Origin of the sequence: Bradyrhizobium genosp. SA-4 str. CB756, assembly GCF_000473125.1 — a bacterium.
Classification (GTDB): Bacteria; Pseudomonadota; Alphaproteobacteria; order Rhizobiales; family Xanthobacteraceae; genus Bradyrhizobium; species Bradyrhizobium arachidis.
This window is the reverse complement of record NZ_KI421499.1, coordinates 1,299,058-1,324,376: the sequence shown is the minus strand read 5'-3', so window position 1 is coordinate 1,324,376 and position 25,319 is coordinate 1,299,058. Positions and strand designations below refer to the sequence as shown.

Annotated in this window: 19 protein-coding genes and 2 pseudogenes; 8 read left to right on the top strand and 13 right to left on the bottom strand. The window is 63.7% G+C overall.

The window, feature by feature from the left end:
* Positions 1–230: 230 nt before the first annotated feature.
* Both BRAGE_RS52445 and BRAGE_RS0106370 read left to right on the top strand, forming a co-directional pair.
* Positions 231–386: pseudogene (locus BRAGE_RS52445) on the top strand (formylglycine-generating enzyme family protein); the annotation flags it as partial.
* Positions 383–2,098 carry an arylsulfatase gene (locus tag BRAGE_RS0106370; protein WP_027560416.1) on the top strand — a complete coding sequence of 572 codons (1,716 nt, stop codon included), beginning with the start codon at positions 383–385 and terminating at the stop codon, positions 2,096–2,098. The pseudogene BRAGE_RS52445 and the gene BRAGE_RS0106370, both read left to right, overlap by 4 nt.
* Before the next feature lie 436 nt (positions 2,099–2,534).
* Here BRAGE_RS0106370 and BRAGE_RS0106365 read toward each other — a convergent pair whose 3' ends face one another.
* Positions 2,535–3,560 carry an IS110 family transposase gene (locus BRAGE_RS0106365; protein ID WP_027560417.1) on the bottom strand — a complete coding sequence of 342 codons (1,026 nt, stop codon included), beginning with the start codon at positions 3,558–3,560 and terminating at the stop codon, positions 2,535–2,537.
* A 437-nt stretch (positions 3,561–3,997) separates the two neighbouring features.
* Here BRAGE_RS0106365 and BRAGE_RS47920 point away from each other — a divergent pair, with 437 nt between their 5' ends.
* Both BRAGE_RS47920 and BRAGE_RS47915 read left to right on the top strand, forming a co-directional pair.
* Positions 3,998–4,474 (top strand): DUF3302 domain-containing protein, encoded by a 477-nt coding sequence (locus BRAGE_RS47920; RefSeq protein WP_063617187.1) that lies wholly within the window; start codon positions 3,998–4,000, stop codon positions 4,472–4,474.
* Between the two features lie 116 nt (positions 4,475–4,590).
* On the top strand, positions 4,591–5,658 hold the full coding sequence (locus BRAGE_RS47915; RefSeq protein ID WP_051377710.1) for an HlyD family secretion protein: 1,068 nt from the start codon (positions 4,591–4,593) through the stop codon (positions 5,656–5,658).
* A 75-nt stretch (positions 5,659–5,733) separates the two neighbouring features.
* Here BRAGE_RS47915 and murJ (BRAGE_RS47910) read toward each other — a convergent pair.
* Positions 5,734–6,771 (bottom strand): annotated as a pseudogene (murJ, locus tag BRAGE_RS47910) (murein biosynthesis integral membrane protein MurJ); the annotation flags it as partial.
* 88 nt (positions 6,772–6,859) lie between these two features.
* Positions 6,860–7,900 carry a glycosyltransferase family 2 protein gene (locus BRAGE_RS0106345; protein ID WP_027565189.1) on the bottom strand — a complete coding sequence of 347 codons (1,041 nt, stop codon included), beginning with the start codon at positions 7,898–7,900 and terminating at the stop codon, positions 6,860–6,862.
* A 197-nt stretch (positions 7,901–8,097) separates the two neighbouring features.
* On the opposite strand from BRAGE_RS0106345, the gene BRAGE_RS0106340 reads away from it, so the two are divergent.
* Positions 8,098–8,793: a class I SAM-dependent methyltransferase gene (locus BRAGE_RS0106340; protein WP_027565188.1), complete on the top strand. Its 696-nt coding sequence runs from the start codon at positions 8,098–8,100 to the stop codon at positions 8,791–8,793.
* 95 nt (positions 8,794–8,888) lie between these two features.
* On the opposite strand, the gene BRAGE_RS47905 is transcribed toward BRAGE_RS0106340, so the two are convergent.
* From BRAGE_RS47905 to BRAGE_RS0106310, 6 genes are all read right to left on the bottom strand, one after another.
* A complete protein-coding gene (locus tag BRAGE_RS47905; protein ID WP_108914763.1) occupies positions 8,889–9,107 on the bottom strand; it encodes a DUF1127 domain-containing protein in 219 nt (72 codons plus the stop codon).
* 309 nt (positions 9,108–9,416) lie between these two features.
* Entirely contained in the window at positions 9,417–10,943 is a 1,527-nt protein-coding gene (murJ, locus tag BRAGE_RS0106330; RefSeq protein ID WP_028146215.1) for a murein biosynthesis integral membrane protein MurJ, read from the bottom strand.
* 220 nt (positions 10,944–11,163) lie between these two features.
* Complete coding sequence (locus BRAGE_RS0106325; RefSeq protein WP_027564873.1) at positions 11,164–12,351, bottom strand: DegT/DnrJ/EryC1/StrS family aminotransferase; 1,188 nt, start codon at positions 12,349–12,351, stop codon at positions 11,164–11,166.
* A gap of 10 nt (positions 12,352–12,361) precedes the next feature.
* Entirely contained in the window at positions 12,362–13,366 is a 1,005-nt protein-coding gene (locus BRAGE_RS0106320; RefSeq protein WP_027564874.1) for a Gfo/Idh/MocA family protein, read from the bottom strand.
* 182 nt (positions 13,367–13,548) lie between these two features.
* The gene (locus BRAGE_RS0106315) at positions 13,549–14,961 is read right to left on the bottom strand and encodes a mannose-1-phosphate guanylyltransferase/mannose-6-phosphate isomerase (RefSeq protein WP_027564875.1); all 1,413 of its coding nucleotides are present in this window, start codon (positions 14,959–14,961) and stop codon (positions 13,549–13,551) included.
* 7 nt (positions 14,962–14,968) lie between these two features.
* Positions 14,969–15,958: an NAD-dependent epimerase/dehydratase family protein gene (locus BRAGE_RS0106310; RefSeq protein WP_027564876.1), complete on the bottom strand. Its 990-nt coding sequence runs from the start codon at positions 15,956–15,958 to the stop codon at positions 14,969–14,971.
* A gap of 191 nt (positions 15,959–16,149) precedes the next feature.
* On the opposite strand from BRAGE_RS0106310, the gene BRAGE_RS0106305 reads away from it, so the two are divergent.
* On the top strand, positions 16,150–17,109 hold the full coding sequence (locus BRAGE_RS0106305) for a lysylphosphatidylglycerol synthase transmembrane domain-containing protein (RefSeq protein WP_027564877.1): 960 nt from the start codon (positions 16,150–16,152) through the stop codon (positions 17,107–17,109).
* 23 nt (positions 17,110–17,132) lie between these two features.
* Positions 17,133–18,137 (top strand): MraY family glycosyltransferase, encoded by a 1,005-nt coding sequence (locus BRAGE_RS0106300; RefSeq protein WP_035730985.1) that lies wholly within the window; start codon positions 17,133–17,135, stop codon positions 18,135–18,137.
* A 96-nt stretch (positions 18,138–18,233) separates the two neighbouring features.
* On the opposite strand, the gene BRAGE_RS0106295 is transcribed toward BRAGE_RS0106300, so the two are convergent.
* From BRAGE_RS0106295 to rfaD, 4 genes are all read right to left on the bottom strand, one after another.
* On the bottom strand, positions 18,234–20,147 hold the full coding sequence (locus BRAGE_RS0106295; RefSeq protein WP_027564879.1) for a nucleoside-diphosphate sugar epimerase/dehydratase: 1,914 nt from the start codon (positions 20,145–20,147) through the stop codon (positions 18,234–18,236).
* 118 nt (positions 20,148–20,265) lie between these two features.
* A complete protein-coding gene (locus BRAGE_RS0106290; protein ID WP_027564880.1) occupies positions 20,266–21,552 on the bottom strand; it encodes an O-antigen ligase family protein in 1,287 nt (428 codons plus the stop codon).
* Positions 21,549–23,033 (bottom strand): D-glycero-beta-D-manno-heptose-7-phosphate kinase, encoded by a 1,485-nt coding sequence (gene rfaE1 / locus BRAGE_RS0106285; RefSeq protein ID WP_027564881.1) that lies wholly within the window; start codon positions 23,031–23,033, stop codon positions 21,549–21,551. The genes BRAGE_RS0106290 and rfaE1 overlap by 4 nt, the downstream gene beginning before the upstream one ends.
* Positions 23,034–23,046: 13 nt before the next feature.
* Positions 23,047–24,027: an ADP-glyceromanno-heptose 6-epimerase gene (gene rfaD / locus BRAGE_RS0106280; protein WP_027564882.1), complete on the bottom strand. Its 981-nt coding sequence runs from the start codon at positions 24,025–24,027 to the stop codon at positions 23,047–23,049.
* Between the two features lie 158 nt (positions 24,028–24,185).
* Here rfaD and waaF point away from each other — a divergent pair, with 158 nt between their 5' ends.
* Entirely contained in the window at positions 24,186–25,253 is a 1,068-nt protein-coding gene (gene waaF, locus BRAGE_RS0106275; RefSeq protein ID WP_027564883.1) for a lipopolysaccharide heptosyltransferase II, read from the top strand.
* The last annotated feature ends 66 nt before the right edge of the window (positions 25,254–25,319 follow it).

Here is a 25,319-nt window from a genome sequence, read left to right as displayed (position 1 = left end):
ACCACGAAGACGGCTGCTTTGTTCTGGGTGAGCCGCGACGTCGGTGTCCTCGCATGACGCAACCTACTGAAGGCGCATAGTGGGCGCGGCACCAGCAGTGTGCTAAGGTACGTGATGGCCCCTTAGCGGACCTGCTCTCGGCTCTCGCGTAGCCAAGACCCAGCCCCGACATCCTTTGATCCAGATCAACCCCGGGCGGAAACCGTTCCGATTTGGTCGCCTATAAGGAGCGAAGCGTGCGCGAGGTGTTTAAAGGCGGCAGGCATCCTTGCGCTCTTGACTACTGCCGCCGCTATCGCCCGGCCGCGCCCAATGCCGAGCCGATCGACACCTTGGGAAGCCATGTCGGCTTCAGGTGCACCGCCAGGAAAAGGATCATGTCATGAGTAGCGATACGATTCCGGCAAAGCCCGCGATGAGCACGGGACCAACCGGCGCAGGACTGAAACGCCGCGATCTCCTGTTGAGCGGTAGCTCTCTGGTCGCAGCTTCAGCACTCTCCGCCGTTGGTGCGACAAGCTTCGCGCAAGCGCAGCAACCAACGCCGGCCCCGGTACCTGCGCCGACTGGGCAGCGGCCCAATATCGTCGTCATCATGGGGGACGATATTGGAATCTGGAATATCGGTGCTTACCATCGAGGCATGATGGCTGGCCGGACTCCGAACCTCGATAAGATCGCGGCAGAGGGCATGCTGTTTACCGACTATTACGCCGAGGCGAGCTGCACCGCGGGTCGCGCCAACTTCATCACCGGCGAGCTACCGATCCGTACCGGCATGACCACGGTCGGCCAGGCCGGCGCCCCCACAGGCTTGCCGGCGGAGGCCGTGACCATCGCCACCGCGCTAAAGGGCATGGGCTATGCCACCGGCCAGTTCGGCAAGAATCACCTTGGCGACAAGAACGAATTTTTGCCGACGGTGCATGGCTTCGACGAATTCTTCGGCTACCTGTATCACCTCGATGCGATGGAAGATCCGGCCCACCCCGGCTATCCGCAGGACCTGTTGAACGTCGTCGGTCCGCGCAACATGCTCCATACGTGGGCGACCGATGTCGACGATGGCACCGTGGACCCGCGCTGGGGCAAGGTAGGCAAGCAAAGGATCGAGGACGCCGGCACGCTCTATCCGAAGCGGATGGAAACGGTGGACGACGAAATCCGAGACCTTGCCTTGAAGTTCATTGAAAAGGCCAAGGCCGACAACAAGCCGTTCTTCCTGTGGCTCAATCCAACCCGCATGCACATCGTCACGCACTTGTCGCCAAGATACCAGGCGATGCGCAATTCCAAGAACGGCTGGACGATTCATGAAGCCGGCATGGCGCAGCTCGACGACGATGTCGGCATCGTCATGCAAAAGCTCAAGGACATGGGCGTGGATGACAACACCATTGTAATCTTCACTACCGACAACGGCACAGAGGTCTTCACCTGGCCGGATGGCGGACAGACGCCTTTCGCGCAGAGCAAAGGCACGGTCATGGAAGGCGGTTTCCGTGCGCCGGCGATGATCCGCTGGCCTGGCAAGGTGCCGGCTGGCAAGGTCGAGAACGGTATCATCTCCGGGCTGGACTGGTTCCCGACCTTGCTAGCCGCAGCCGGCAACCCGAACATTGTCGAGGAGCTGAAGAAGGGCAAACACATCGGGGACCGCACCTACAAGTGCCATCTGGACGGTTACAATCAGATGGACATGATCACCGGCAAGGGGCCCTCGAACCGGCACGAAATCTGGTACTTCGGCGAAAGCGAGCTGGGAGCCGTGCGCATCGACGACTTCAAGTATCGCTTCATCGACCAGCCCGGGGGATGGCTAGGCGAAAAGACCAAGGTTGACGTGCCTTACCTGATTAACCTTCGCCTCGATCCGTTCGAGCGAACGGGCTGGCCCGATAGCGGGACCAAATACGGCGCGCAACAATACTTCGATTGGTTCAAATATGAATTCTGGCGCTTCGTGTTCGTCCAGCAGGAGGTCGAGAAACTGGCCATGACCGCGATCGAGTTTCCGCCAATGCAGAAGGGCGCGAGCTTCAACCTCGATGCAGTGAAGGCGAAAATCGAGGCCGCAAGGACGGCGATGGCCAAATAACATGAATTCATGATCAGCATGGTGGGGCGGCCTGTAGATCGCCCCGCCTAGCGCCGAGGAAACGTCTCCTCTTGGCCCATCACGACATAACGCGCTGCCGCCCGAAGTCGGTCGCTATAGGGGCAAAGCAGACATTTCTTTAGTCGCATCACGCCGCCGGGTTTATGGGTACACGGCCTTCTGTAATGGGCCCGATGATGTCAAGCCTCCCGAGTGAACGTCTCGTCGCCGGGCTCATGCTTCTGTCCGTGGTCAACGCCTGGCCGCCACATCATGCTGTCAGAGGGAGCGGTGAGCCTATCTAGATACGCGTGGTTCATCAGATGACGACCACTGGCCGTGTAACGGCTTCACCGGATCCACCGTCCCGGCGACGGGACTTCGGGCACCGGGATTCAGATTATCCCGGTTGCGTTCTTGATCTCCTCCACGTCTTCTATGCTGCGATCGAGCCGACGTCAGTCCATCGATAAGTTGTGCCGTCGACCCAGATCCGATGCAGGATCACTGCGAGCTTGCGTGCCAGGGCGACTTTTGCGCGCTTCGAGCCACGCCGCTTGGCGATGTCCATTCCCCAGCGCTTCAGTTTTGAGAACCGCGTGATGCGCGATAGCAAAACGTTGGCGGCTTCATACAACACCGCGCGCACCGTTTTGTCGCCGGCCAGCGTGATCCCGCCTGTGACGTCCTTTTCGCCCGATTGGTATTTCTTTGGCGTAAGCCCGAACAGTGCGCCTGCCGCCTTCGACTTTACGATGCGACGAGGGTCATCAATCGCCGATTTGTAGGTAGCAGCCACCAGGGGACCAACGCCTGGCACTGTCATAAGCCGGCGGCAGACTGCATCGTCACGCACAATTGCCAGCACAGCCCTGTGCAGCCTTCCGTACTCTGCCGTCAAGGCCGATCGTGCCGAAAGCATCGCACTGGCAATGCGCTCCAATGTCGACTGACCAGCAACCAGCTCTCGGATCCGGGCTTCGAAATTCCTCCGCGTCAACGGGCCAACCTTGAGCCCGAAGCCGCGCAAAATCCCTCGGATACTTAATTCAATATCGATCAGCCGCCCGAGAAGCTGTTTGCGTGCGATCAGGAGTGCCCGGATCTCTTGCGCATCAACCGACTTTGCGTGTACCGGCCGAAACCATCCCATCCGGATCAACTGGGCGATCCCGCGGGGATCCGTCTTGACCGTCATCGCCGACAGTGCGGCCTTCACGTGCCGCGTTTCCAGCAGAACCGTTTCGAATCCTGCACTTTTCAGGCCCGCATGCAGCCATTGCGACAGCGGCCCTGCCTCCAGCCCGATCCGCTTCACTGCAAAGCCGAGCGTCTCAAAAAATTCGACTAAGGCGTCGGGTTCGCTGGCGACCTTCGCCTCCTTTAGGATTTTACCCTGTGCATCCACAACGCACACGCTCGACAGTTCCAATGAAACGTCGATTCCGGCATAATTCTCCACGGCTTTCCTCCGTCTCCAGATGCTTGGGGCCGACTCAAGTCGTGACCCCGTTTGATCATCTATCGGGGGACAGCCACCATCATGACCCTTGCTCGGAGCAGGGCCCATTACCGCATCTAGAAACGCCACAGCCCCCGGAAAGTAGATAACACCCTTCGCTCTTCCGAAGACGGTAGAGGGTCAGGACCGCCCGAGATCGGGCTCGCCTGGTTCGAATAGCGTCATCACCGTATCTCGCGCACATCGGCGCCGATCTCGATAAGCGCTGAGGACATGCCCCAGGCCCTCACCTTACGGCCGATTCTCCGGCGACCTTGACCTATCTCAAGACTCCCGGGGATTGTTTTGGCAGTTTTCAGCTAGGCGCGCCGTCCCAAGACTACCTGCGCAGCCTGACGGGTGGGATTCGACCTCACGCCTTACCGGGAGGAGAATTCATGGAAGATCCGTTCCTGAATTACTTCGCATTGGGTCTGCTGTTCTTCGTGGTGATCGTACTGGTCTACGGCATCATCGCCATCCATGACATTCCGGCCCGGATAGCGCACGCGCGTAACCACCCGCACCAGGACGCGATCCACGCCGCCGGCTGGATCAGCCTATTCATGCTGCACTTGCTTTGGCCGTTCCTCTGGATTTGGGCGATGATGTATCAGCCGGAGCGGGGCTGGGGTTTCGCTCATAAGCCGGGCGAGCCAGCCTCTCCGAAGGAGGCGGTCGACCAGTTGGAGGAACTCCGCCATCGCATGGCCGAGATCGAAGCCAGGCTCGAATCCGGAAATCGATCGGATCAATCGAGCAAGGAGCAGCGCAGGCCCGCGATCGATGTGCCCGGACCGTTGGTTTTGAACGCCGAGGAAAAGACTCCTGCGATGAAAGTGGCAGCTTCGGAAGGCCATGCTGCTCCACGGTAGCTGGTGCATTTCGAGGCACCGGTTGGGAGGCTGCTGATGGAAATATTGCTGACACTGACCTACGTCGCACTCTGCTATGCCACGTTCAAGATTTTCAGAATCCGGTCAATCAAGGGATGCTGGCGACGGCGGCTCTCGGCGGCATCTTCGGGCTCTCGATGCTGTTCATCACAATGGCCTACAACCACCCGTTTTCGACCAATGCCCGCATTTACTTCTCGGTGACGCAGATATTTCCCGCGGTTAAAGGCCGGGTGATCGAAGTGCCGATCGCTAACCGCACCAATCAGCACCTTGAGGCTGGAGAGGTTCTCTTCAAGCTCGACCCCAAACCTTACGAATATATCGTCGCGGAAAAACGGGCGGGGCTGGCAGATGCGGAAGCCAATGTCGCCCAGCTCAAGGCATCGGTTGATCAGGCGGCAGCTGCGACCGCGAAGGCGAAGGCCCAGCTAGAGCTTACGCAGGCGACCTACGATCGGCAAGCCGAGCTGTTCCAGAAGAACGTCGTCGCGCAGGCTACGCTCGACACCGCAAGGCGCAATCTGGATGCGTCCAAGGACGCGACGACCGAGACGATCGCCGCGGAAGACCGCGCACGGCAGGCGTATGGCGCGACGGTTGACGGTGAACACTCGGTCATCGTGCGCCTGCGCAACGAACTCGCCGACGCCCAATACGATCTGGATCAGACGGTGGTACGAGCGCCGACGAGTGGCTTTGTTACCCAGCTGGCTTTGAGGCCTGGCGTGTACGTGGTTCCAGCTCCGCTCTTCAACTCGGCCCTGATTTTCTTCAACGACAGCCCGAGCGACCGTGCATTGGCGGCGGCGTTCCAGCAGAACGCCCTTCAGCGCGTTCACGCCGGCGATGAAGCCGAAGTCCTTTTCAAGGGGATTCCGGGTCGCGTCTTCAAGGCCAAGGTCCGCGTCGTAATCGATGCGATTGCTGCCGGCCAGCTCAAAAGCGGAGGCACGCGTGTGAGTGTCGGTGGGGCACTGCCCGAAGACCGCGCGCTGGCCGTCCTTGACATCGTCGAGGATGTTTCGGCCTATCAAATCCCGCTCGGTTCGGCAGGCGAAGCCGCCATCTATACCGAGCACGTACATGAGCTGTCGTTGCTGCGAAAGATTCTTCTGCGTATGCGCAGCTGGCAGAACTACATATTCCTGGAAGGAATCTAGGAAACGTCTGCTGTCCGTCGCCTCCGGGCGGCTCCTGCACCAAAGGAGCAGGCAAGGCCGGCGTTCGGTACTCGCCTAGCCGCGCACCAGCGAGACCAGCCAGCTCCGGCCGAACAGGATGAGGATCGCGAGCGCGTAGACGATCGTGCCGCCGACGGCGAGCAGGACCAGCGTCAATTCATCGTGGAAGTGAATCGAGCCCAGCCAAGAGGCGCTGAAGCGTGCGATCAGCCAAAATGCAGCGGCCAGGATGACTCCAGTCAGCAGGAATTTGGCGAGCGACAGCAGCCAGGCGCGGTCGAGCACGAGGAAGCCGCGCCGCACGGCGAAGAACAGCACCAGCAAGAGATTGGTCCAGACGCCGACGGCAGTCGCCAGCGCCAGGCCGATCTGGGCGAGCGAACCCATCAAGGCGACCTTCAGCGCGACGTTGACCGCGATGCCGGTCAGCGACGCCCGCACCGGCGTCGCCGTATCCTTGCGCGCATAGAAGGTCGCGACCGCGCTGCGGATCAGCACGAAAGGAATGAGGCCGATGGCATAGGCCGCGAGCGTGCTGCCCGCGGCAACCGCATCGGCCTTGGAGAACGCGCCGTGGGCGAACAACGCGCGCATGATCGCGTCCGGTACGGTGATGAAGGCCGCGACGAACGGGATCGAGAACAGCAGCGTGAAATCGAAGGCGCGGCGCTGCGCCTTCATCGCGCCGTCGTGGTCGTTGGCGGTGATCCGCCGCGACATCTCGGGCAGCAGCACCGTGCCGATGGCGATGCCGATCACACCGATCGGCAATTGATTGAGACGGTCGGCATAATAGAGCGCCGAGAGCACGTCGGCGGGCAGGAAGGCCGCGATGATGGTGTCGGCAAACAATGCCACTTGCGTGCCCATCGAGCCCACCGTCGCCGGCCCGAGCGCCCTGAAGAAGCCGCGGACGTCTTCGTCGAGCTTCAAGGGCGCAAAGCGCGGCAGGCCGCCGTGGCGGGCAAGATCACCGCCGAGGAGGAAATATTCCAGGAAGCCCGAGATGAGAACGCCCCAGGCGGCGGCATGGCCCGCGGTCGGAAACCAGGCGGCCAGCGCCAGCGTCATCATCATCGCGACATTGAGGAAGGCGGTGCGCTGCGACCCGGGCACCGGAAAAATCCACCGATGTTCTGGTAGACCTAATCAGAGACGGAACGGTTGAGGAGCACCTTCATCAGGGTATTGGGTCGTGAAGTTGGCCACGCACCTCCGGTCCGGACTGCGCGAGCAATGTCCTGAACGGCGCCCGCTCCAGATCGGTTGCCGCTTCCGCACCGTGCGGCAGACGGCCGCGGCGGTGGATGTGCGAGATCAAGAACAGTGGGCGGTTCTTCGACTGGATATAGATGCGGCCGATATATTCGCCCATCAAGCCGAGCACGAGAAGCTGCACTGAAGAGATCATGATGACCAAGAGCGTCAAGCTGGTCCACCCGGGCACAGTGCCGGAGAACAGCCAGCCTACCACCGCGACGATGCCGACAAAGGTCAGCAAAGTCGTCAACAGCGCGCCGACATAGGTCGCGATCCGCAACGGCACCATCGAAAAGCTGATCAGCGCGTCGGCAGCAAATCCGATCATCTTCACTAGGGGATATTTGGTGGCACCGGCGAATCGTGGATGGCGATCGTATTCGTAGGCGACCTGCTTGTAGCCGAGCCATGCCACCATGCCACGGATGAAGCGGTCATGCTCCGGCATCTGCACGAGCTGGTCGGAGATCCGCCGGCTCATCAGGCGGAAATCGCCGGTGTCGACGGGAATATGGACGCGGGTGACTTTAGCGAGCAGGCGGTAGAACGCTTCCGCCGATTTCTTCTTGAAGCGGGTTTCGCCGGCGCGGCTGCGTCGCATGCCGTAGACGACGTCGGCGCCCTCGCGCACCATCATCTCATACATCGGCGTCAGTAGTTCCGGGGGGTCCTGCAGATCTGCATCGATGACAAGCACGAGATCGCCGCGCACGTTCGAAAGTCCGGCCGTGAGCGCGAGTTGATGGCCATGATTGCGCGCGAGCCGGACCGCGACGACGTTGCGGTCCTCCGCCAGAAGTTCGTTGATGATCTTCCAGGTATCGTCAGTCGACCCATCATCGACAAGAATCAGCTCGAACTTCGCGCCACATAGCGCGCGCGCTGCCGAAACCATCTGGCGATGGAATTCGCGCAGCCCCTCTTCCTCGTTGTAGCAGGGCACAACGATCGACAGAAACATCTTTCCAGGTCGCGGCATCTCGTCCTGAAGGTCCATCTGTCAGCCAGTCTCTGTCCGAGGGTGGGTCGGTCCAAACTCCCGCCCCCGATCTTCGGCCAAGTCCGGTTAATTGTTCATCAATTTTTAGACCCGTTGATGCATGATACGAGCGGATGAATACCGATATCTAATTAATCGCTCGATAGCTGGATCGCCGTATGGACAAGGCCGAATTCGATCGCTTCGCCGAAGCTTATGAGGACCAGCATCGCGAGAACATCGCCCTTACCGGCGAGGGCCCGGAATATTTCGCGGAATACAAGGTCAGGGCGCTCCGCGAGATCGTCAATCGCGCCTGTATCGAGGCGAAGCGGATTTGCGATTTTGGTTCCGGGATCGGCAATTCGATTCCGTATTTCCAACGCTATTTTCCTGAAACGGCACTGACTTCCTCCGATGTTAGCGAGCGGAGCCTCGCATTGGGCCGGCAGCGATATCCCGAAGCTAGCAACTGCGTGCTGATCGAGAACGACCGGATTCCCGTCGAGGCCGACAGCTTCGACGTGGTGTTTTCGGCCTGCGTTTTCCACCACATCCCGCACGGCGAGCACCTGACGTGGTTGCGGGAATTGCATCGCATCACGCGGCCGGGCGGACTAATTGCCATCTTCGAGCATAATCCGCTGAACCCGCTGACGGTGCATGCGGTGAACACTTGTCCGTTCGACGAGAACGCCAGGCTGATTTACGCCCGCGATCTCGCGAAGCGCATGCAAGCCGTCGGCTGGGCTTCATCCCGCATCCAGTACAATCTCTTTTTCCCTCGCGCCCTCGCACGGCTGCGGCCGTTTGAGAACAAGCTCGGTTGGTTGCCCTTGGGGGCGCAATACGTCGCCACTGCGCGCAAGGTTTAATGCTGCGGCAATAGGACGAACCACCGCATGTGGGAAGCAGCCATGCCGACACCGCTCGCTCTCGAAGCGCGCGTCCGTGTCTGGCGGTGAATCCTCTACATCCCTCGACGGCTCCAGAGATCCGTCGCGCTATCCCTCAGCACGTCGATCTCGCGTTCAGGCGTGAAGTAGTCGACCTCACCGCGCGTCAAGCCGATATCCATCAGTTCCCTGTCACTGAGGTCCTGCAAGGTGACCCATGGGATCTGGCGCCAGAAATGCACGCCAATGTCGCTTGAGCGGGTTGGAGAGGTGAAGGTCGCGCCTCGCGGCATCTCCCTCTGTTTCGCATGTGCTGTTCGTCAGTTGAGGTGGCATCACACGCTCCTGCTATTGTGCCGGCAGGGCGCGTGACCAATGAAAAGGCCCCGTCCGACGCCTGCCGGGCCCTGGTGAAAAGATGTTGTCGTCGAACTCCTAGCGCGCGACTCCTCCCACGGCCCAGCCGAAGCGGGTCATGTTCATCGAGTTCACTTTGCGCATGGATTTGATTATGGGTCGTTAGCACCACGCCAATCGCATAAAATCAAGGGATGTACGTAGGCTGGTTGCATCCTGGAGGCATGCGCGTCCCGCTGCGGCGCCTAGCCGCGCACCAGCGAGACCAGCCAACGGCGGCCGAACAGAGCGAGGATCGCGAGCGCGTAGACGATCGTGCCGCCGACGGCGAGCAGGACTAGCGTCAATTCATCGTGGAAGTGAATCGAGCCCAGCCAAGAGGCGCTGAAGCGTGCGATCAGCCAAAATGCAGCGGCCAGGATGACTCCAGTCAGCAGGAATTTGGCGAGCGACAGCAGCCAGGCGCGGTCGAGCACGAGGAAGCCGCGCCGCACGGCGAAGAACAGCACCAGCAAGAGATTGGTCCAGACGCCGACGGCAGTCGCCAGCGCCAGGCCGATCTGGGCGAGCGAACCCATCAAGGCGACCTTCAGCGCGACGTTGACCGCGATGCCGGTCAGCGACGCCCGCACCGGCGTCGCCGTATCCTTGCGCGCATAGAAGGTCGCGACCGCGCTGCGGATCAGCACGAAAGGAATGAGGCCGATGGCATAGGCCGCGAGCGTGCTGCCCGCGGCAACCGCATCGGCCTTGGAGAACGCGCCGTGGGCGAACAACGCGCGCATGATCGCGTCCGGTACGGTGATGAAGGCCGCGACGAACGGGATCGAGAACAGCAGCGTGAAATCGAAGGCGCGGCGCTGCGCCTTCATCGCGCCGTCGTGGTCGTTGGCGGTGATCCGCCGCGACATCTCGGGCAGCAGCACCGTGCCGATGGCGATGCCGATCACGCCGATCGGCAATTGATTGAGGCGATCGGCGTAATAGAGCGCCGAGAGCGCGCCGGCGGGCAGGAAGGTCGCGATGATGGTGTCGGCAAACAATGCCACTTGCGTGCCCATCGAGCCCAGCGTGGCAGGTCCGAGCGCCCGGAAGAAGCCGCGGACGTCTTCGTCGAGCTTCAAGGGCGCAAAGCGCGGCAGGCCGCCATGGCGGGCGAGATCGCCGGCGAGCAGGAAATATTGCAGGAAGCCCGAGATGAGAACGCCCCAGGCGGCGGCATGGCCCGCGGTCGGAAACCAGGTGGCCAGCGCCAGCGTCATCATCATCGCGACATTGAGGAAGATCGACGCGGCGGCGGCGCTGGCAAAGCGCTGCATCACGTTGAGCATGCCGCCATAGAGCGTCACCAGCGTGATCAGCAGCAGATAGGGAAAGGTGATCCGGGTCAGCTCGATCGCGAGCTTGCGCTGCTCGGCATCCTCGGAAAAGCCCGGTGCCAGAATGCTCATGGCCTGCGGCATGAACAGCCAGGCCAGGATCAGCAGCACCACTTGCGAGGCCAGCAGCAGCGTGAAGATGCGGTCGGCGAACAGTTTTGCCGCCCCCTCCCCGCGCTCGCCATGGACATGGGCATAGGCGGGCACCCAGGCGGCGTTGAAGGCGCCCTCGGCGAAGATCGCGCGGAAATGATTGGGCAGCCGCAGCGCCACGAAAAAGGCGTCGGCCACCGGGCCGGCGCCGAGGATCGCCGCGAGCATGATGTCGCGGGCAAACCCCGTCAGCCGCGAGAGCAGCGTGTAACCACCGACAGTGAAGATACGTCCGAGCATGCGGACTGTTCTAGAGGCTTATCGGACGGAGGTCGATTGCATCTTGCGATGCGCATTGCTGCGCCCTCTCCCCTTGTGGGAGAGGGCAGCTCCACAGGTAGCTACGAACTCAATCGGGTGAGGGGTATCTCTCCGCACCTTCCAAGCAGAGAGATACCCCTCACCCGTCTCGCCGCTCTGCGGCGAGCCACCCTCTCCCGCAGGGGGAGAGGCGAAGAACTCAGCCCGCGAGCGCGCCTTGCACGGCGGCGATGATTCGCTCCTGGTCGGCTTCGGTCAAATAGGCGTGCATCGGCAGGCTGATGACGTCCTGCGACAGGCTCTCGCAACCCGGCAGGCCGCCTTCGGCGACCGGATACTGCTTGTAGGCGGTCTGCTGGTGCATCGACTTGCCGTAATAGATCGCGGTCGGCACGCCCTGGGCCTTCAGCGCAGCAGCAAAGCCATCGCGGTCCGTGCCTTTGGGCAGGCGGATCGTGTACTGCGCCCAGACCGACGTATTGCCCGGCGCCAGACGCGGCACGGTGACCACGTTGGACAGCCCGCGCGCGTAGCGCTCCGCAACCCTGTTGCGGGCGGCGATCTCGTCGTCGAAGATCTTCAGTTTCTCGATCAGCACCGCGGCCTGCATGGTGTCGATCCGGCCGGTGAGGCCGAGGCGGACGTTGTCGTATTTGTCGGCGCCCTGCCCGTGCACGCGGATGCTGCGCAGCGTCGCTGCGAGGTCATCGTCATCGGTGAAGATCGCGCCGCCATCGCCGAAGCAGCCGAGCGGCTTTGCCGGGAAGAAGCTCGTCGCGGTGGCGAGGCCGAAGTTGCCGAGCTTGCGGCCCTTGTAGCTCGCGCCAAAGCCTTGCGCGGCATCGTCGAGCACGAACAGGCCCTCGTCCCTCGCGATCTCCGCAATGGCGTCGTGATCGGCGGGCTGGCCGAACAGATCGACCGGGATGACCGCGACCGGCTTGAGACCGGCCTTCCGCGCGGTCGCGATGCCGCGCTTGAGCGACTCCGGGCTCATGTTGAAGGTCGTCTCGTCGACGTCGACATAGACCGGCGTCGCGCCGGTCCGCGCCACCGGCGATGCGGTCGCGATGAAGGTGAAGGACGGACACAGCACGGCATCGCCGGGCCCGACATTCTTCGCCATCATCACCATCAGGATCGCGTCGGTGCCGCTGGCGCAGCCGATCACATGCTTGGCGCCCGCGTAGGCCGCGAGCTGCTTCTCGAGCTCGGCGACTTCGGGGCCATTGACGAACTGGCAATGGTCCATCACGCGCTTGACGGCTGCATCGAGCGAGGCGCCGAGCCGTAGGCGCTGCGAGGCGACGTCGATGAAGGGAATGGGTTCGGAACGTAGGTGCTGGTTCATGGCCTGCTTCTTGGCGCCTTCTTGCGCGGTCGACATGGAAAGGGTTTTAGCCGGCGACGCGGCGCGGGCCCTTGCGGGCAGCCGACGAGGCCGCCGGCCGCGATGGCGTTTCGAGGCAGCGCGTTGCAATCTCGAGGCTGGCGACGCCCTCGTCGCCGGTGACCGCCGGCGTCTCGCCGTGGCGGACGGCCTTGAGAAACGCGATCAGCTCGGCGCGGAGCGGCTCGTCATGGCCGACCGGCAGGTGCCGCATCGAATAGCTGCCGTCGGGCTTGAAGCCGAAGCATTCGGTGACCTGGCGCGTCAGCAGATCGCCCATCACGTATTTGCCGCGGGTCGCGACCGTGACACTGCGCGCCTTGAACGGCGTCAGCCAGTTGGTGTTGATGTGCGCGAGCACGCCGTTGGCGGTACGGAACTGCAGGAGCGCAATGTCCTCGCGCTCGGCGACCGCGCTCGAGAGTTGCGGCTGCACCTCGACGATGTCGGATTCGGTGAACCAGCGGATCAGGTCGATGTCGTGCACGGCGAGGTCGATGACGACGCCGACATTGGACATGCGCGGCGGGAACGGGCCGACGCGGGTGATCGCGATGGAGAGAATGTCCTCGCCCGCGATCGCCTGCTTGACGGCGGCAACCGCCGGATTGAAGCGCTCGACATGGCCGATCATCAGCGTCACGCCGGCCTTTTGCGCGGCGGCGACGATCTCGTGGCCTTCTTCCACCGTGGAGGCGATCGGCTTCTCGACCAGCACGTGGATGTTCTTGGCGATGCAGGCGAGCGCGATCTCGTGATGCAGATGCGTTGGAGCAGCGATGGTGACGGCATCGACGCCCGCCGCGAAGAGCTGGTCGAGCGTCTCAAAACCCTGGCAGCCCGCAAGCTCGATGGTGCGGGTCAGGTGCGTCGGCGACGGATCGACCACGCCGACGAGGCTGACGCCGGGAAGACCGCTCAGCACGCGCGCGTGGTTGCTTCCCATCACGCCGGCGCCAATCACGCCGACGCGCAAGCCGGCCTTTGCCGGTTGAGACACTTTGGAACTCATCTGATCGAACCCCGATTCAACGCAAATCCCCGGGCCGCTTCTAGCACGGACGTCACATTTGTGGCGAATGCCGGGTAAGCCACCCGGACACGATTTGATTCAAAAAATTACACGTTTCCCGGGCCTTAGGCCGCCAAAAGAGGCCGGTTTCGGCCCGGGTCGCGTGATTCGGAGTTTGCTGATTACGACCTTTGATAGTCGTCTTCAATCCGGATGATGTCGTCTTCCCCGAGATAGGAGCCGGTCTGGACCTCGATCAGTTCCAGCATGATTTTACCGGGATTCTCGAGCCGATGGACGGCGCCCATCGGAATGTAGATCGACTCGTTCTCATGCACGGTCTTCACCATCTCGTCGACGGTGACCTGGGCGGCGCCGCGGACCACGATCCAGTGCTCGGCACGGTGGTGATGCTTCTGGAGCGACAGCCGCCCGCCCGGCTTCACGACAATGCGCTTGACCTGATGGCGCACGCCGTTGTCGACGGACTGATAGCTGCCCCAGGGACGATGCACCTTGAGGTGCTCCTCGGTGACCTTCGGCGCAACCGTCTTCAGCTTGGTGACAAGGCGCTTGAGGCCGTTGGCGTCCTGCTGGCGCGAGACTAGCACCGCGTCCGCCGTCGCGACCACGACGAGATCGTCGACGCCTTCGAGCGCGACCAGCGCGTGATCGCTGGTGACGTTGCAGTTGCGGGAATCCTCGAACACCGCGGTGCCATGCGCCGCGTTGCCTTGCGCGTCCTTGTCGGATAACTCCCACACCGCGCGCCAGGAACCGACGTCGGACCAGCCGCAGGACACCGGCACCACGGCGGCGCGCGAGGTCTTCTCCATCACCGCATAGTCGATCGAGATCGCCTTGGCCGCGCCGAATGCCTTCGGCTCCAGCGTCACGAAGCCGAGATCGCGGCCGGCCTTGGTGACGGCACTAGAGACAGCCTCGACGCTTGCGGCGTCCACCTTGCGGTATTCGTCGAGCAGCACGCTCGCCGGGAACATGAAGTTGCCGCTGTTCCAGAGATAGCCCGAATTGACGTAGTCGGCGGCCTTCACCGCGTCCGGCTTCTCGACGAAGCTCGCAACCGCGTGCACCGTGCCGGAGATCACCTCGCCCGGGCTGACATAGCCGTATTCGGTCGCCGGCCGCTCCGGCTTGACGCCGAAGGTGACGATGCGGCCGGTGCTCGCGGCAGCAAGGCCCTCGCGGCAGGCGGCGACGAAGGCGGCATTGTCCTGCACCACGTGATCGGCGGCGAGCGCGAGCACGATCGCCTCCTTGGCGCGCGCTTGCGCGAACACCGCGCCGGCCGCGATCGCAGGACCGGAGTCGCGCCGCATCGGCTCGAGGATGACGTCGGCCTCGATGCCGATCTCGGCGAGCTGTTCCAGCACCATGAAGCGGTAGGAGGCGTTGGTGATGACGATCGGACGATCGAACAGCGCAGCATCGGACACGCGCAGCAGCGTGTCCTGGAAGGTCGAGCGCGTGCCGAACAGCGGCAGGAACTGCTTTGGCCGCACCTCGCGCGAGGCGGGCCACAGCCGCGTGCCGGCACCGCCGCACATGATCAGGGGGATAATGCGTTTGTCCATTGTCATCTCAAACCTTGTGGTAGTCCCGATACCAGGCGACAAAATTGCGGACCCCCTGCTCGATCGGCGTTGACGGCGCAAAGCCGGTGTCGCGCATAAGGTCCTCGACATCCGCGAACGTTTCCATAACATCTCCCGGCTGCATCGGCAGCAATTCTTTGATCGCCGTCCGGCCCAGGTCGCGCTCCAGAAGTCCGACGACATGCATCAGCTCCTCCGGGTGGTGATTTCCGACATTGTAGACCTTGGACGGCGCATTTGCGGCAGCCGGGTCATCCGCAGGCACCAAATCGACCAACCTCGATACTACGCGGCTGACGTCGTCGATATAGGTGAAGTCGCGGCGCATTTTGCCATGGTTAAAGAGCCGGATCGGCCGGCCCTGCATGATGGCGTTCACAAACAGAAACATGGCCATGTCGGGCCGGCCCCACGGGCCGTAAATGGTGAAGAAGCGCAGGCCCGTGACCGGCAGTCGGTAGAGGTGGCTGTAGGACTGCGCCATCACCTCGTTCGCCTTCTTGGTCGCAGCATAGAAGCTCACGGGATGATCGGTCCGGTCCTGCACGGAGAATGGCAGTTTAGTGTTGGCGCCATAAACGGAGGATGACGAGGCGTAGACGAGATGACGACAGCCATTACGGCGGCAGCCCTCGAGCACGTTGAGAAAGCCTGCCAGATTGGAATCGACGTAAGCTCGCGGCTGCTCGATCGAGTAGCGCACGCCGGCCTGGGCCGCGAGATGCACGACCTGCGCAAATCCGTGCCGCGCAAACAGCGCGGCGATGGTGTCGCGGTCGGCAAGATCGGCCTCGACGAAGGAGAAGCCGGCCTCGTTCCGCAACAGCGCGAGGCGCGCCTGTTTCAGTCCCGGATCGTAATAGCTGTTGAGATTATCGAGCCCGATGACGGGCCGGCCTTCGCCCAGCAGCTGCCGGGCGACGTGAAAGCCGATGAAGCCGGCGACTCCGGTGACCAAAATCGCCTGATCCGTCATCATGTTCCCGCGGGATTCCCAGCTCACGGCGCCTCTTTAGCCGCGGTCGCGAGGGGGTCGCAATAGCCACCCGCCGTTCATGGCGCTGCAAATCACCGCTATTGCAAGATCGGCGCCAAAACCATACCAAAGCGGCCAAATTCGGCGCCTGGCGTCGGGTAACCTTCGCAAACCCTGTTAATGCGGGCGAGATGCGCCGAATCCTGCTTTCTGCGGCCAAGATTCTGATTTCCGCAGCGCTGCTCTATCTGGCGCTGCGCAAGGTCGAGCTTTCCGAACTGTTGTCGCGCTTCAACGCAAGGAGCCTGTTCTGGATTGCCGCGGCGATCGCAGTCACGTTCCTGCAAATCTTCGTCGGCGTGCTGCGCTGGCGCGAGATCAGCGCCGAATGCGGCGCGCCGCTCGAGCTCGGCCGGGCCATGCGCTACAACGTGATCGGCGCGTTCTTCAACCAGACCCTGCCGTCCGCGATCGGCGGCGATGCGGTTCGGCTGTGGCTGGTCGCGCGCGCCGGCGCCGGCTGGCGCGCGGCCACCTACTCGATCTTCGTCGACCGCGCGATCGGCCTCATCGCGCTCGCGATCCTCATCGTCGCGAGCCTGCCCTGGAGCTACAGCCTCATCACCGATACGCACGGGCGCTCGGCGCTGCTGCTCCTCGACCTTGTGGCGCTCGCGGGCGGGCTCGGCTTCCTGGTCTTCGGCGCGCTGAAATGGCGCTGGCTGAAGACCTGGTGGGCCACCCATCACATCCACGCCTGCGCCGTGATCGCCAACCGCGTGATCTTCAACGCCAAACGCGGACCGATCGTCGCGATCCTGTCGCTGTTCATTCACGTGCTCGCCGTCGTCATCGCCTGGTGCGTGGTGCAGTCGATCGCCGCACCCGTCAGCTTCGGCCAGACCTTCCTGCTCATTCCGCCGGTCATGCTGATCACGTTGATGCCGATATCGATCGCCGGCTGGGGTGTCCGCGAGGCGACCATGGGCCTGGCCTTCGGCTTCGCCGGCCTTGCCGCCAATGAGGGCGTCAATGTCTCGCTGCTGTTCGGCGCGGTCTTCTTCATCGTCGGCGCATTCGGTGGCCTCGTCTGGATCTTCAGCGCGGAGAAAGCCGCGCAAGGGTCGGCCCCGATCGGGGTGCCGGAGTGACGACGTTCGTCGCCGGCCCGGAAATGGCGGTGGGACTGGTGCTGTTCGCCCTCGCACCGGCCGCATTGGCCGCGCTGCTGTCTGCCTGCATCACCTGGCGGAGCATGCCGCTGCTGCAGCGCTACGCGCTGGCCCGGCCAAACGCGCGCTCTTCGCATCGGGTTCCGACGCCGCAGGGCGCGGGTATCGCGGTCGTCGCGGCCACTCTGCTGGTCGCTGCGCTCTGGGCCAGCTGGACCTATGGCGCGTTTCCCTTGCCCCTTCTCGGCGCCACTGTGCTGGTCGCACTGGTCGGGCTTGTCGATGACATCAAACCCCTACCGGTCGTCGTGCGGCTCTTGCTGCAAGCTTTGGCCGTGACCACCACCGTGTTCTCGGCGCCGGATATGCTGCGCATCGTGCCCGCCCTGCCGCTTGCCTTTGAGCGCGTCCTCATCGTCATCGCCGGCGTCTGGTTCGTCAACCTCGTCAATTTCATGGACGGTCTCGACTTGATGACGGTGTCCGAGGTGGTTCCGACGACGGCCGCGCTCGGGCTGCTCGGATGGCTTGGCGAGGTCTCTCCATCCACCGGGCTGCTCGCGACGGCACTTTGCGGCGCCATGCTCGGCTTTGCGCCCTTCAATCGCCCCGTCGCCAGGGTTTTCCTGGGCGATGTCGGCAGCTTGCCGATCGGACTGTTGCTGGGTTGGTGCCTGCTGGAACTCACCTGGCGCGGCCAGATCGCTGCGGCGCTGTTGCTGCCCGGCTACTATCTCGCCGATTCCACCATCACGCTGTTTCGACGCATCGCAAGGCGCGAGCCGTTCTGGTCGGCGCACCGCACGCATTTCTATCAGCGCGCCACCGACAACGGCTTCAAGGTCCCGCAGGTGATAGGCGAGGTGTTCGCGCTCAATGTCATACTCGCGCTGCTCACCATCGTCACGATCCGCGCCGGCTCGACCATGATCACCGCGCTTGCGCTGATGGCCGGAGCGACCGGGATCGGCGTCGTGCTGCGGCGCTTCTCCCGCCCGCGGGCATGATCCGGAAAAGTGTGCAGCGGTTTTCCGAAAGGATCACGCTCAAGCAATAACCTAAAGGCGATGATCTCATCGCGCTTTAGGGCATCCTGACGCTCGTCAGGCGGCGGTCGAGCCGAATTCCGGCACCGCATCCTTCAGGATGGTCCTGATGGTGGCCCGATCATCGCGCGCGATCGCCTGCTCCAGCGCGGTGATCCATTTGCGCAGGGTCTGCATCGGCGGTTCGTTCGGCTGCGCGGCCATGATGCCGGCGATACCGATTTCGGCCGTCGGCTCCTCGGAGGCGAACAGGATCTCGTGCAGGCGCTCGCCCGGCCGCATTCCCGTGAACACGATCTCGATGTCATGGCCGGGCTGGAGGCCGGACAGGCGAATCATGCGCTCGGCCAGATCCACGATCTTGACCGGCTGGCCCATGTTGAGCACGTAAACGGACACGTTTGAACGCTGCGTGCCGAGCGCGTGCGTCGCCGCCGTGACGACGAGGTCGCAGGCCTCGCGGATGGTCATGAAGTAGCGGACCATGTCGGGATGAGTGACCGTCACTGGGCCGCCCGCCTCGATCTGGGCCTTGAACTTCGGCACCACCGAGCCGTTCGACGCCAGCACGTTGCCGAACCGGACCGAGATCAGCCGCATCGGCGGCTTGCCGCTGCCGGCCTCGACCGCGAGGTCGTGATCGAGCGCCTGGCAGTACATCTCCGCGAAGCGCTTGGTCAGGCCGAGCATCGAGACCGGCTCGATCGCCTTGTCGGTCGAGATCATCACCATGGCATCGGCACCGGCGGCCAGCGCTGCGTCGGCCACGTTGATTGAGCCGAAGATGTTGGTCTTGACCCCTTCGCTCCAGTCGCGTTCGAGGATCGGCACGTGCTTGAGCGCGGCGGCGTGGAACACGATGTCCGGCTTGAACTCGGCCATCACGCGCATGATGCGCTCGCGGTCGCGGATGTCGGCGATCCGGCCCTCGATCGCCGCAATGGCACCATGGGCCGCGAGCGCTTCCGTGACCGCGTAGAGCGCCGGCTCGGAGTTCTCGATGATGAGAAGACGCGCGGCACCGAAGGCGACGAGGCGCTCGCAGATCTCGGCGCCGATCGAGCCGCCGCCGCCGGTGACGATGGCCGCCTTGCCCGCGATGAGGGCTTCCAGGCGCGCGTAGTCGATCTTCTCGCTGGGCCGCAACAAGAGGTCCTCGACCGCAACCGCGGTGAGGCGCGGCGTATCGCCGCTCTCGAGCGAGGGCATGCGGTTGACGATCATGCCGAGCTTGCGCGCCCGCATCAGGATCGATTCCGGATGAGACTCGGGCTCGAAGGCGGACGGCGTCATGACGACGCGGGTGATCGCCTTGTTGCGCTTGGCGAAGTCGTTGTTGATATCCTCGAGATCGTCAAGCCCGCCCAGCACCGGCACGTTGCGGATGGTCTGGCCGCGGTCCGCGCGCGACGGCGACAGCACGCCGACGGGCCAGAGCCGCTTGATGGCGCCGCTCTCGATACCGCGCAGAAGCACCTCGGCGTCCGCGGCGCGGCCGATCAGAAGCGTCGGCGCGGCATCGTCGATCCGGGCGTGACGGCGCACGCGGGTATAGCGGAAGTAGCGATAGGTCAGGCGCAACGCGCTAAGGAAGGAAATTTCAAGGAACCAGTAGAGGACGATCGTCACCTTGCCGAGGAAGAAGGAGCCGCGGACGTTGGGGGAGACGAAGATATAGTCCAGAACCAAAAGCGCCACCGTCAGCACGGTGGCGACGCGGATGATGTTGACCGCGTCGGGCAGCGAGATGAAGCGCCACTTCGTATCGGTCAGGTTGAAGATGAAGAACACGACCACGCTGAAGGCGAGGAAGTAGGGCAGGATCTGGAACAGCAACGGCAGGCGGTGGAAGAAGCCCTCGCTGCCCTCGAAGCGGAGATAGAAGGCGACGAACAGCGCCGCCGTGGTCGCCAGGAGGTCGTGGAGCGCGATGAGGAGTTTGCGCAATGTGAGATGCGAAAGACGCGTCATCCGCCGACCGATGAATATCCAGTTTGATGCAACCTGCCCGCGCTGATAGCCCATCTCGGCGGCACTTGCCAGCGTAAGACTTGCGAGCACAGGATTTGCTTGCCGGCAGCGCGGCGGGTCAGGAACCGGCTTCTTTCACCTTCGGCGCCTCGCGCCGCGCTCCCAGCACCATGCCGCCGGCAACGCCGACGCCGAGGACGTACACCCAGCCTTCGTGGAAGTCGAACAGGTGGGAATTGAACAGCGATGTGAAGATGTTCTGCACCACGACCAGTAGTCCGATCCAGTTGGCCAGTCCATCGCCGCGGAACAGGAGAAGATGCAGCATCCAAGTCGTGTAGAGAACGACGATGCCGATGACGCCCCACTGCACGGCGACATTCAGCGTCTGGTTGTGCGGGTTGCCGATCACCTCGCCGGAAGCCTTGTTGGGGCCTCCGACCGCGACCTGTTCGAACAGTCCGCGCGTCGCACCGGTGCCGTGGCCCTTGATCGGCGCCTCCGCGAAGAAGCCGAGGGATTTCCGCCAGAATTCGAGCCGCAGGCCGATCGAGGTCGCCGCCCCACTCTCCTTGTAGAGATGATATTCGCTTGAGAAGGTGTCGGCCGTGCTGCGCAAGTACGGCGAGGCCTGCCAGGCGAGCAGCGCGACGGCAACAAGGCCCGCGGCGATGATCAGGATGCTGCGCCACCTCAAATGGAGCAGCGCGAACACCCCAAGCATGATCGGGATCGTGACGAGCGCCGTGCGCGACACCACCACGAAGGCCATGTTGGCAAAGAAGCTGATCGCAAGCGCGGTGAGCAGGCCGGCGAGCCAATACCGCTTCTCGCGCAGCAGCATCACGATCGGATAGCCGAGCGCGACCGCGCACAGCGTGAATTCCTGGCCCTGGTCGATGTGATTCTTGACGATGATGCCGCGCTCGATACCGCCCGGCTTGATCGTGAGGTTCGGATAGAAGGCGACCAGCCAGGACGCGACCGCGAGCAATGCGCAGGAGACGAGGAAGGCGATGAACACCCAATGTCCGCGTGACGAACGCTCGAAATGATAGAGCAGGATCGGAAGCACGAGCAGCTTGACCGTGGGATTGACCGCATAGAGCCGCGCGCCCCAGGCCGCATCCGACCACAGCGTGCCCACCAGCGCGAGCAGGAACAGCGCGATCGGCGCCGCGCAGATCGGACGCTTCAGGTGTTGCAGGAATGCCTTGAGATCGAGAAACGGCACCATGCAGACGAGCATCAGGGCATTGAAGATGGCCACGAGCGACGTCGACCACGGCAGCGAGGCCGCGGTCAGGACCGCGAGCACGTCGACCGTCTCGCTCCAGGCCGCCGGTCTGCGCAGCCGCCGCTGCAGCAGGGCGCTCGTCGACTCCTTCCGCGCGAGTGCCGTCACTGGCCCCCTCCCCGCGCGCGGTGGACCAGCGCCGTCGTGCTGAAACCCTGGAGGATGTCGACCAGCACGACCACCCCGCCCGCGGCCTCGACGACCTCATGGCCGACCACCTGCTCGCGGGTGTAGTCGCCGCCTTTCACCAGCGCGCTCGGCTTGATGCGGGTGATCAGGTCGATCGGCGTGTCCTCCTCGAAGATGACGACGAGATCGACGGCTTCGAGCGCGGCCAGCACTTCCGCGCGCGCGCGTTCGTCCTGCACCGGACGATCGGCGCCCTTCAGCCGCCGCACCGAGGCGTCGCTGTTGAGGCCGACGATCAGGCGATCGCAGGTGGCGCGCGCCGCAGTGAGCACCTTGACATGGCCGGGATGCAGGATGTCGAAGCAGCCATTGGTGAAGCCGATCCGCTGATCCTGCCGCCGCCATTCGGCGAGCTGCGCATCGAGCGCGCCCGGCTCGAGCACGATCTTCTCCTCGGCCGCAAGATAAGCATGCGGCAGGATCTTGCGCCGCAGCTCGGCCGTGCTGACGCTGGCGGTGCCCTGCTTGCCGACGGCAACGGCCGCAGCCGCATTGGCCATGCGCAGCGCCGTATCCCAATCCGCGCCCGCGGCAAGCGAGACCGCAAGCGCCGCGGCGACGGTGTCGCCGGCACCGGAGACGTCGCGCACCTTCACCGGGAAGGCCGGAACATGAACCGCCTCGCCATTGCGCGGCACCAGCGTCATGCCGCGCTCGCCCTGCGTGACCAGGATCGCCTCGCAATCGGCGAGCCGCATCACGTCCTCGCTGGCATCGACGATGTCTTGCGGCGCGTCGGCTCGGCTTCGCGTCGCCTCCGCAAATTCCTTGCGATTGGGCGTGAGCAGCGTCGCGCCGCGATAGATCGCCCAGTTCAGGCTCTTGGGGTCGACGATCACGGGCTTGCCGGCTTGTCGCGCCGCATCGACGGTGTGGCGGATCACGCGCGCGGTCAGCACGCCCTTGGCGTAGTCGGAGAGCAGCACGATGTCGGCGCGCGCGATCAGCGGCAGGATCGTTTCGATCAGCCTGGTCTCGATGTCATCGGAGGCAGCTAGCGCCTGCTCCCAATCCGCACGCAGCATATGGGTGGAGAAATGCTCGGAGACGAAGCGGACTTTTCGCGTGGTCGGCCGCGACGGATCGCACACCAGCGCGCTTTCGATGCCGGGATATTCGGCCAGCGCGGAGGCGAGCCGTTTGCCGGCGTCATCCTCGCCGACGAGGCCGACGAAGACGCAGCGCGCGCCGAGCGAGGCGACATTGCGCGCGACGTTGCCGGCGCCGCCGATATGGATCTCGCTGCGCTGTGCCGCGATCACGGGCGTCGGCGCTTCCGGAGAAATCCGCGACACCTCGCCATAGACGAACTCGTCCAGCATGATGTCGCCGATGCACAGCACCGTGCGGCCTGAGATGGTTTGCGCGAGGGCATCGAAATCGAGAATGGGCGTCGCCATGGGTCCTGAAATCTCAGCGGAAGCGGTCGGGCCGGTCGAGGTAGTCCCCGACATAGGCCTTCACCGCATCCTCGAGCGGCGTGAAGCCGCCGTTGTAGCCGGCGCGGTGCAGGCGATCGACCTTGCTCTGGGTGAAGTACTGGTAAGCGTTGCGGATGCTTTCGGGCATGTCGACATATTCGATGTTGGGCCTGCTGCCGAGCGCGGCATAGGCGGCCAACATCAGATCCCTGAAGCTGCGCGCCTTGCCGGTTCCGACGTTGAAGAGGCCGGACACCGATGGCGTCGCCAGCAGCCACATGACGACGCGGACGACGTCGTCGACATAGATGAAGTCGCGGCGCTGGTCGCCGTCGGCGATGCCCTCGCGGTGTGACTTGAACAGCTGCACGATGCGGCCCGCTTTGACGTCGTCGAATCGGCGCGCCAGCACGCTCATCATCGTACCCTTGTGGTACTCGTTCGGGCCGAACACGTTGAAGAATTTCAGCCCTGCCCATTGCGGCGGGAGCGGATCGCCGTTCGCTACGCGCCCGGCGACCGCGAGATCGAACATGTGCTTGCTCCAGCCGTACAGATTCATCGGCCGTAGCTTTTTCAGTGCCGGCAACGAGGCGTCGTCGTCAAAACCGGCCTCGCCATCGCCATAGGTCGCCGCCGAGGACGCGTAGATGAACGGCACAGCGCCGGCCGTGCACCAGTCCAGAAGACGCATCGACATGCGGAAGTTGGTCTCGAACACGAGATCGCCGTCGGTCGCGGTGGTCTCGGAAATGGCCCCGAGATGGACCACGGCGTCGAGCTTGCGGCCCTTCAGCCAGTTGAGCAACTCGACTGGGGGGACGATATCCACAAGCTGGCGCTTGGCGAGATTCCGCCACTTGCCGTCATTGCCGAGCTGATCGCAGACCACGACGTCGCTGCGGCCGGCTTCATTGAGCGCGGCGACGACATTCGATCCGATAAAACCGGCCCCGCCGGTCACCAGCAACATTCCACCTACCTGCCCGATTTTTGCGGCCCGATCCTGCCCTAGCGCATGATCCACCAAAGTGTAAGCGGTTTTGGATCGGTGCTGTCCTCGGCTTTACCTGCCGGCCTGGAGCGGCTAACCGAACCGCCATACCAAGCTCGTCCCGGTCCTATTAACGAATGAACATTGATTCGCAACTTAGTGGAGATGCAGATCCGGACGACACGCGCCCGATCCTGATCATTCCCTACATGTGGATCGGCGATTTCGTCCGGAATCACACCGTGGTCCGGGTGCTGAAGGAGCGCTGGCCGAACCGGCCGGTCGACCTCCTGACCACGACCCTGTGCGCCCCGCTGGTGGATTACATGCCCGGGGTCCGCCGCGGCATCGTCTGGGACCTGCCGCGCAGCCGGCTCGCGGTGCGCCGCCAGTTCGGCCTGGCAAAGCTGCTGCGGGCGGAAAACTACGGCACGGCCCTGGTGCTGCCCCGAACCTGGAAGGCGGCCATTGCGCCGACCCTGGCCGGCATCCCCGAACGAGTGGGCTGGGTCGGCGAGTTCCGGTTCGGACTGATCAACCACTGGCGCTGGGGTGAAAGAAAGCTGCCCCGTTTCATCGACGAGAATGCCGCCCTGGCCCAGCCCGACGGCGCGCCCCTGCCCCCGGAATGGCCGGTGCCGCAATTGCGGGTCCCGGCCGAGGAGATTGCCCGCTGGCGCGAGGCCAATGGGCTGAGCGCCGGCGCCGCCGTGGCGCTGGCCCCCGGCTCGGTCGGCGTCTCCAAGCGCTGGACCTACTATCCGGAAGCCGCCCGGCTGCTGGCCGAGCGCGGGCTCGAGGTCTGGGTGGTCGGCGGCCCCGCCGAAAAGGGCCTCGCCCAGGAGATCGTCGCGGCGGGCGGGTCTGGCGTCCGCGACCTCACCGGCAACGATCTGCGTAACGGCGTCCTCGCCATGGCCGCCGCCGGCGTCGCCATCACCAACGATTCCGGCCTGATGCATATCGCCGCCGCCTTGGGTACGCCCACCATGGGCATTTTCGGCCCAACCAGCCCCTATCTCTGGGCCCCCCTGAACGGCCTTGCCGCAACCGTGGTGCAGGACAAGAGCGTGTTGTCCTGCCAGCCCTGCCAACGCACGATCTGCAAGATGAACGACCACCGCTGCATGCGGGACATCGCGGCGAGCGAGGTGGTGGAGATTGCGCAGCGGGTGCTCGGGGATCGTGCTCAAACAGCAAACTGAAGCGCGATGACGCTCCACCCTGATCTCATCGCGCTTGAGTCGGGACCGCCTGGCTCCCAGCCAACA

Excerpts from the sequence above, each read along its gene's own strand:
- BRAGE_RS0106340 (WP_027565188.1), top strand. The coding sequence starts at position 8,098 with ATGGACAAGGCCGAATTCGATCGCTTCGCCGAAGCTTATGAGGACCAG.
- BRAGE_RS0106320 (WP_027564874.1), bottom strand. The coding sequence starts at position 13,366 with ATGAGTTCCAAAGTGTCTCAACCGGCAAAGGCCGGCTTGCGCGTCGGC.
- BRAGE_RS0106310 (WP_027564876.1), bottom strand. The coding sequence starts at position 15,958 with ATGACGGATCAGGCGATTTTGGTCACCGGAGTCGCCGGCTTCATCGGC.
- waaF (WP_027564883.1), top strand. The coding sequence starts at position 24,186 with ATGAACATTGATTCGCAACTTAGTGGAGATGCAGATCCGGACGACACG.
- BRAGE_RS47915 (WP_051377710.1), top strand. The coding sequence starts at position 4,591 with ATGCTGGCGACGGCGGCTCTCGGCGGCATCTTCGGGCTCTCGATGCTG.
- murJ (WP_028146215.1), bottom strand. The coding sequence starts at position 10,943 with ATGCTCGGACGTATCTTCACTGTCGGTGGTTACACGCTGCTCTCGCGG.
- BRAGE_RS47905 (WP_108914763.1), bottom strand. The coding sequence starts at position 9,107 with ATGCCGCGAGGCGCGACCTTCACCTCTCCAACCCGCTCAAGCGACATT.
- BRAGE_RS0106370 (WP_027560416.1), top strand. The coding sequence starts at position 383 with ATGAGTAGCGATACGATTCCGGCAAAGCCCGCGATGAGCACGGGACCA.
- BRAGE_RS0106295 (WP_027564879.1), bottom strand. The coding sequence starts at position 20,147 with ATGACGCGTCTTTCGCATCTCACATTGCGCAAACTCCTCATCGCGCTC.
- BRAGE_RS0106315 (WP_027564875.1), bottom strand. The coding sequence starts at position 14,961 with ATGGACAAACGCATTATCCCCCTGATCATGTGCGGCGGTGCCGGCACG.
- BRAGE_RS0106345 (WP_027565189.1), bottom strand. The coding sequence starts at position 7,900 with ATGTTTCTGTCGATCGTTGTGCCCTGCTACAACGAGGAAGAGGGGCTG.
- BRAGE_RS0106305 (WP_027564877.1), top strand. The coding sequence starts at position 16,150 with ATGCGCCGAATCCTGCTTTCTGCGGCCAAGATTCTGATTTCCGCAGCG.
- BRAGE_RS0106300 (WP_035730985.1), top strand. The coding sequence starts at position 17,133 with ATGGCGGTGGGACTGGTGCTGTTCGCCCTCGCACCGGCCGCATTGGCC.
- rfaE1 (WP_027564881.1), bottom strand. The coding sequence starts at position 23,033 with ATGGCGACGCCCATTCTCGATTTCGATGCCCTCGCGCAAACCATCTCA.
- rfaD (WP_027564882.1), bottom strand. The coding sequence starts at position 24,027 with ATGTTGCTGGTGACCGGCGGGGCCGGTTTTATCGGATCGAATGTCGTC.
- BRAGE_RS47920 (WP_063617187.1), top strand. The coding sequence starts at position 3,998 with ATGGAAGATCCGTTCCTGAATTACTTCGCATTGGGTCTGCTGTTCTTC.
- BRAGE_RS0106325 (WP_027564873.1), bottom strand. The coding sequence starts at position 12,351 with ATGTCGACCGCGCAAGAAGGCGCCAAGAAGCAGGCCATGAACCAGCAC.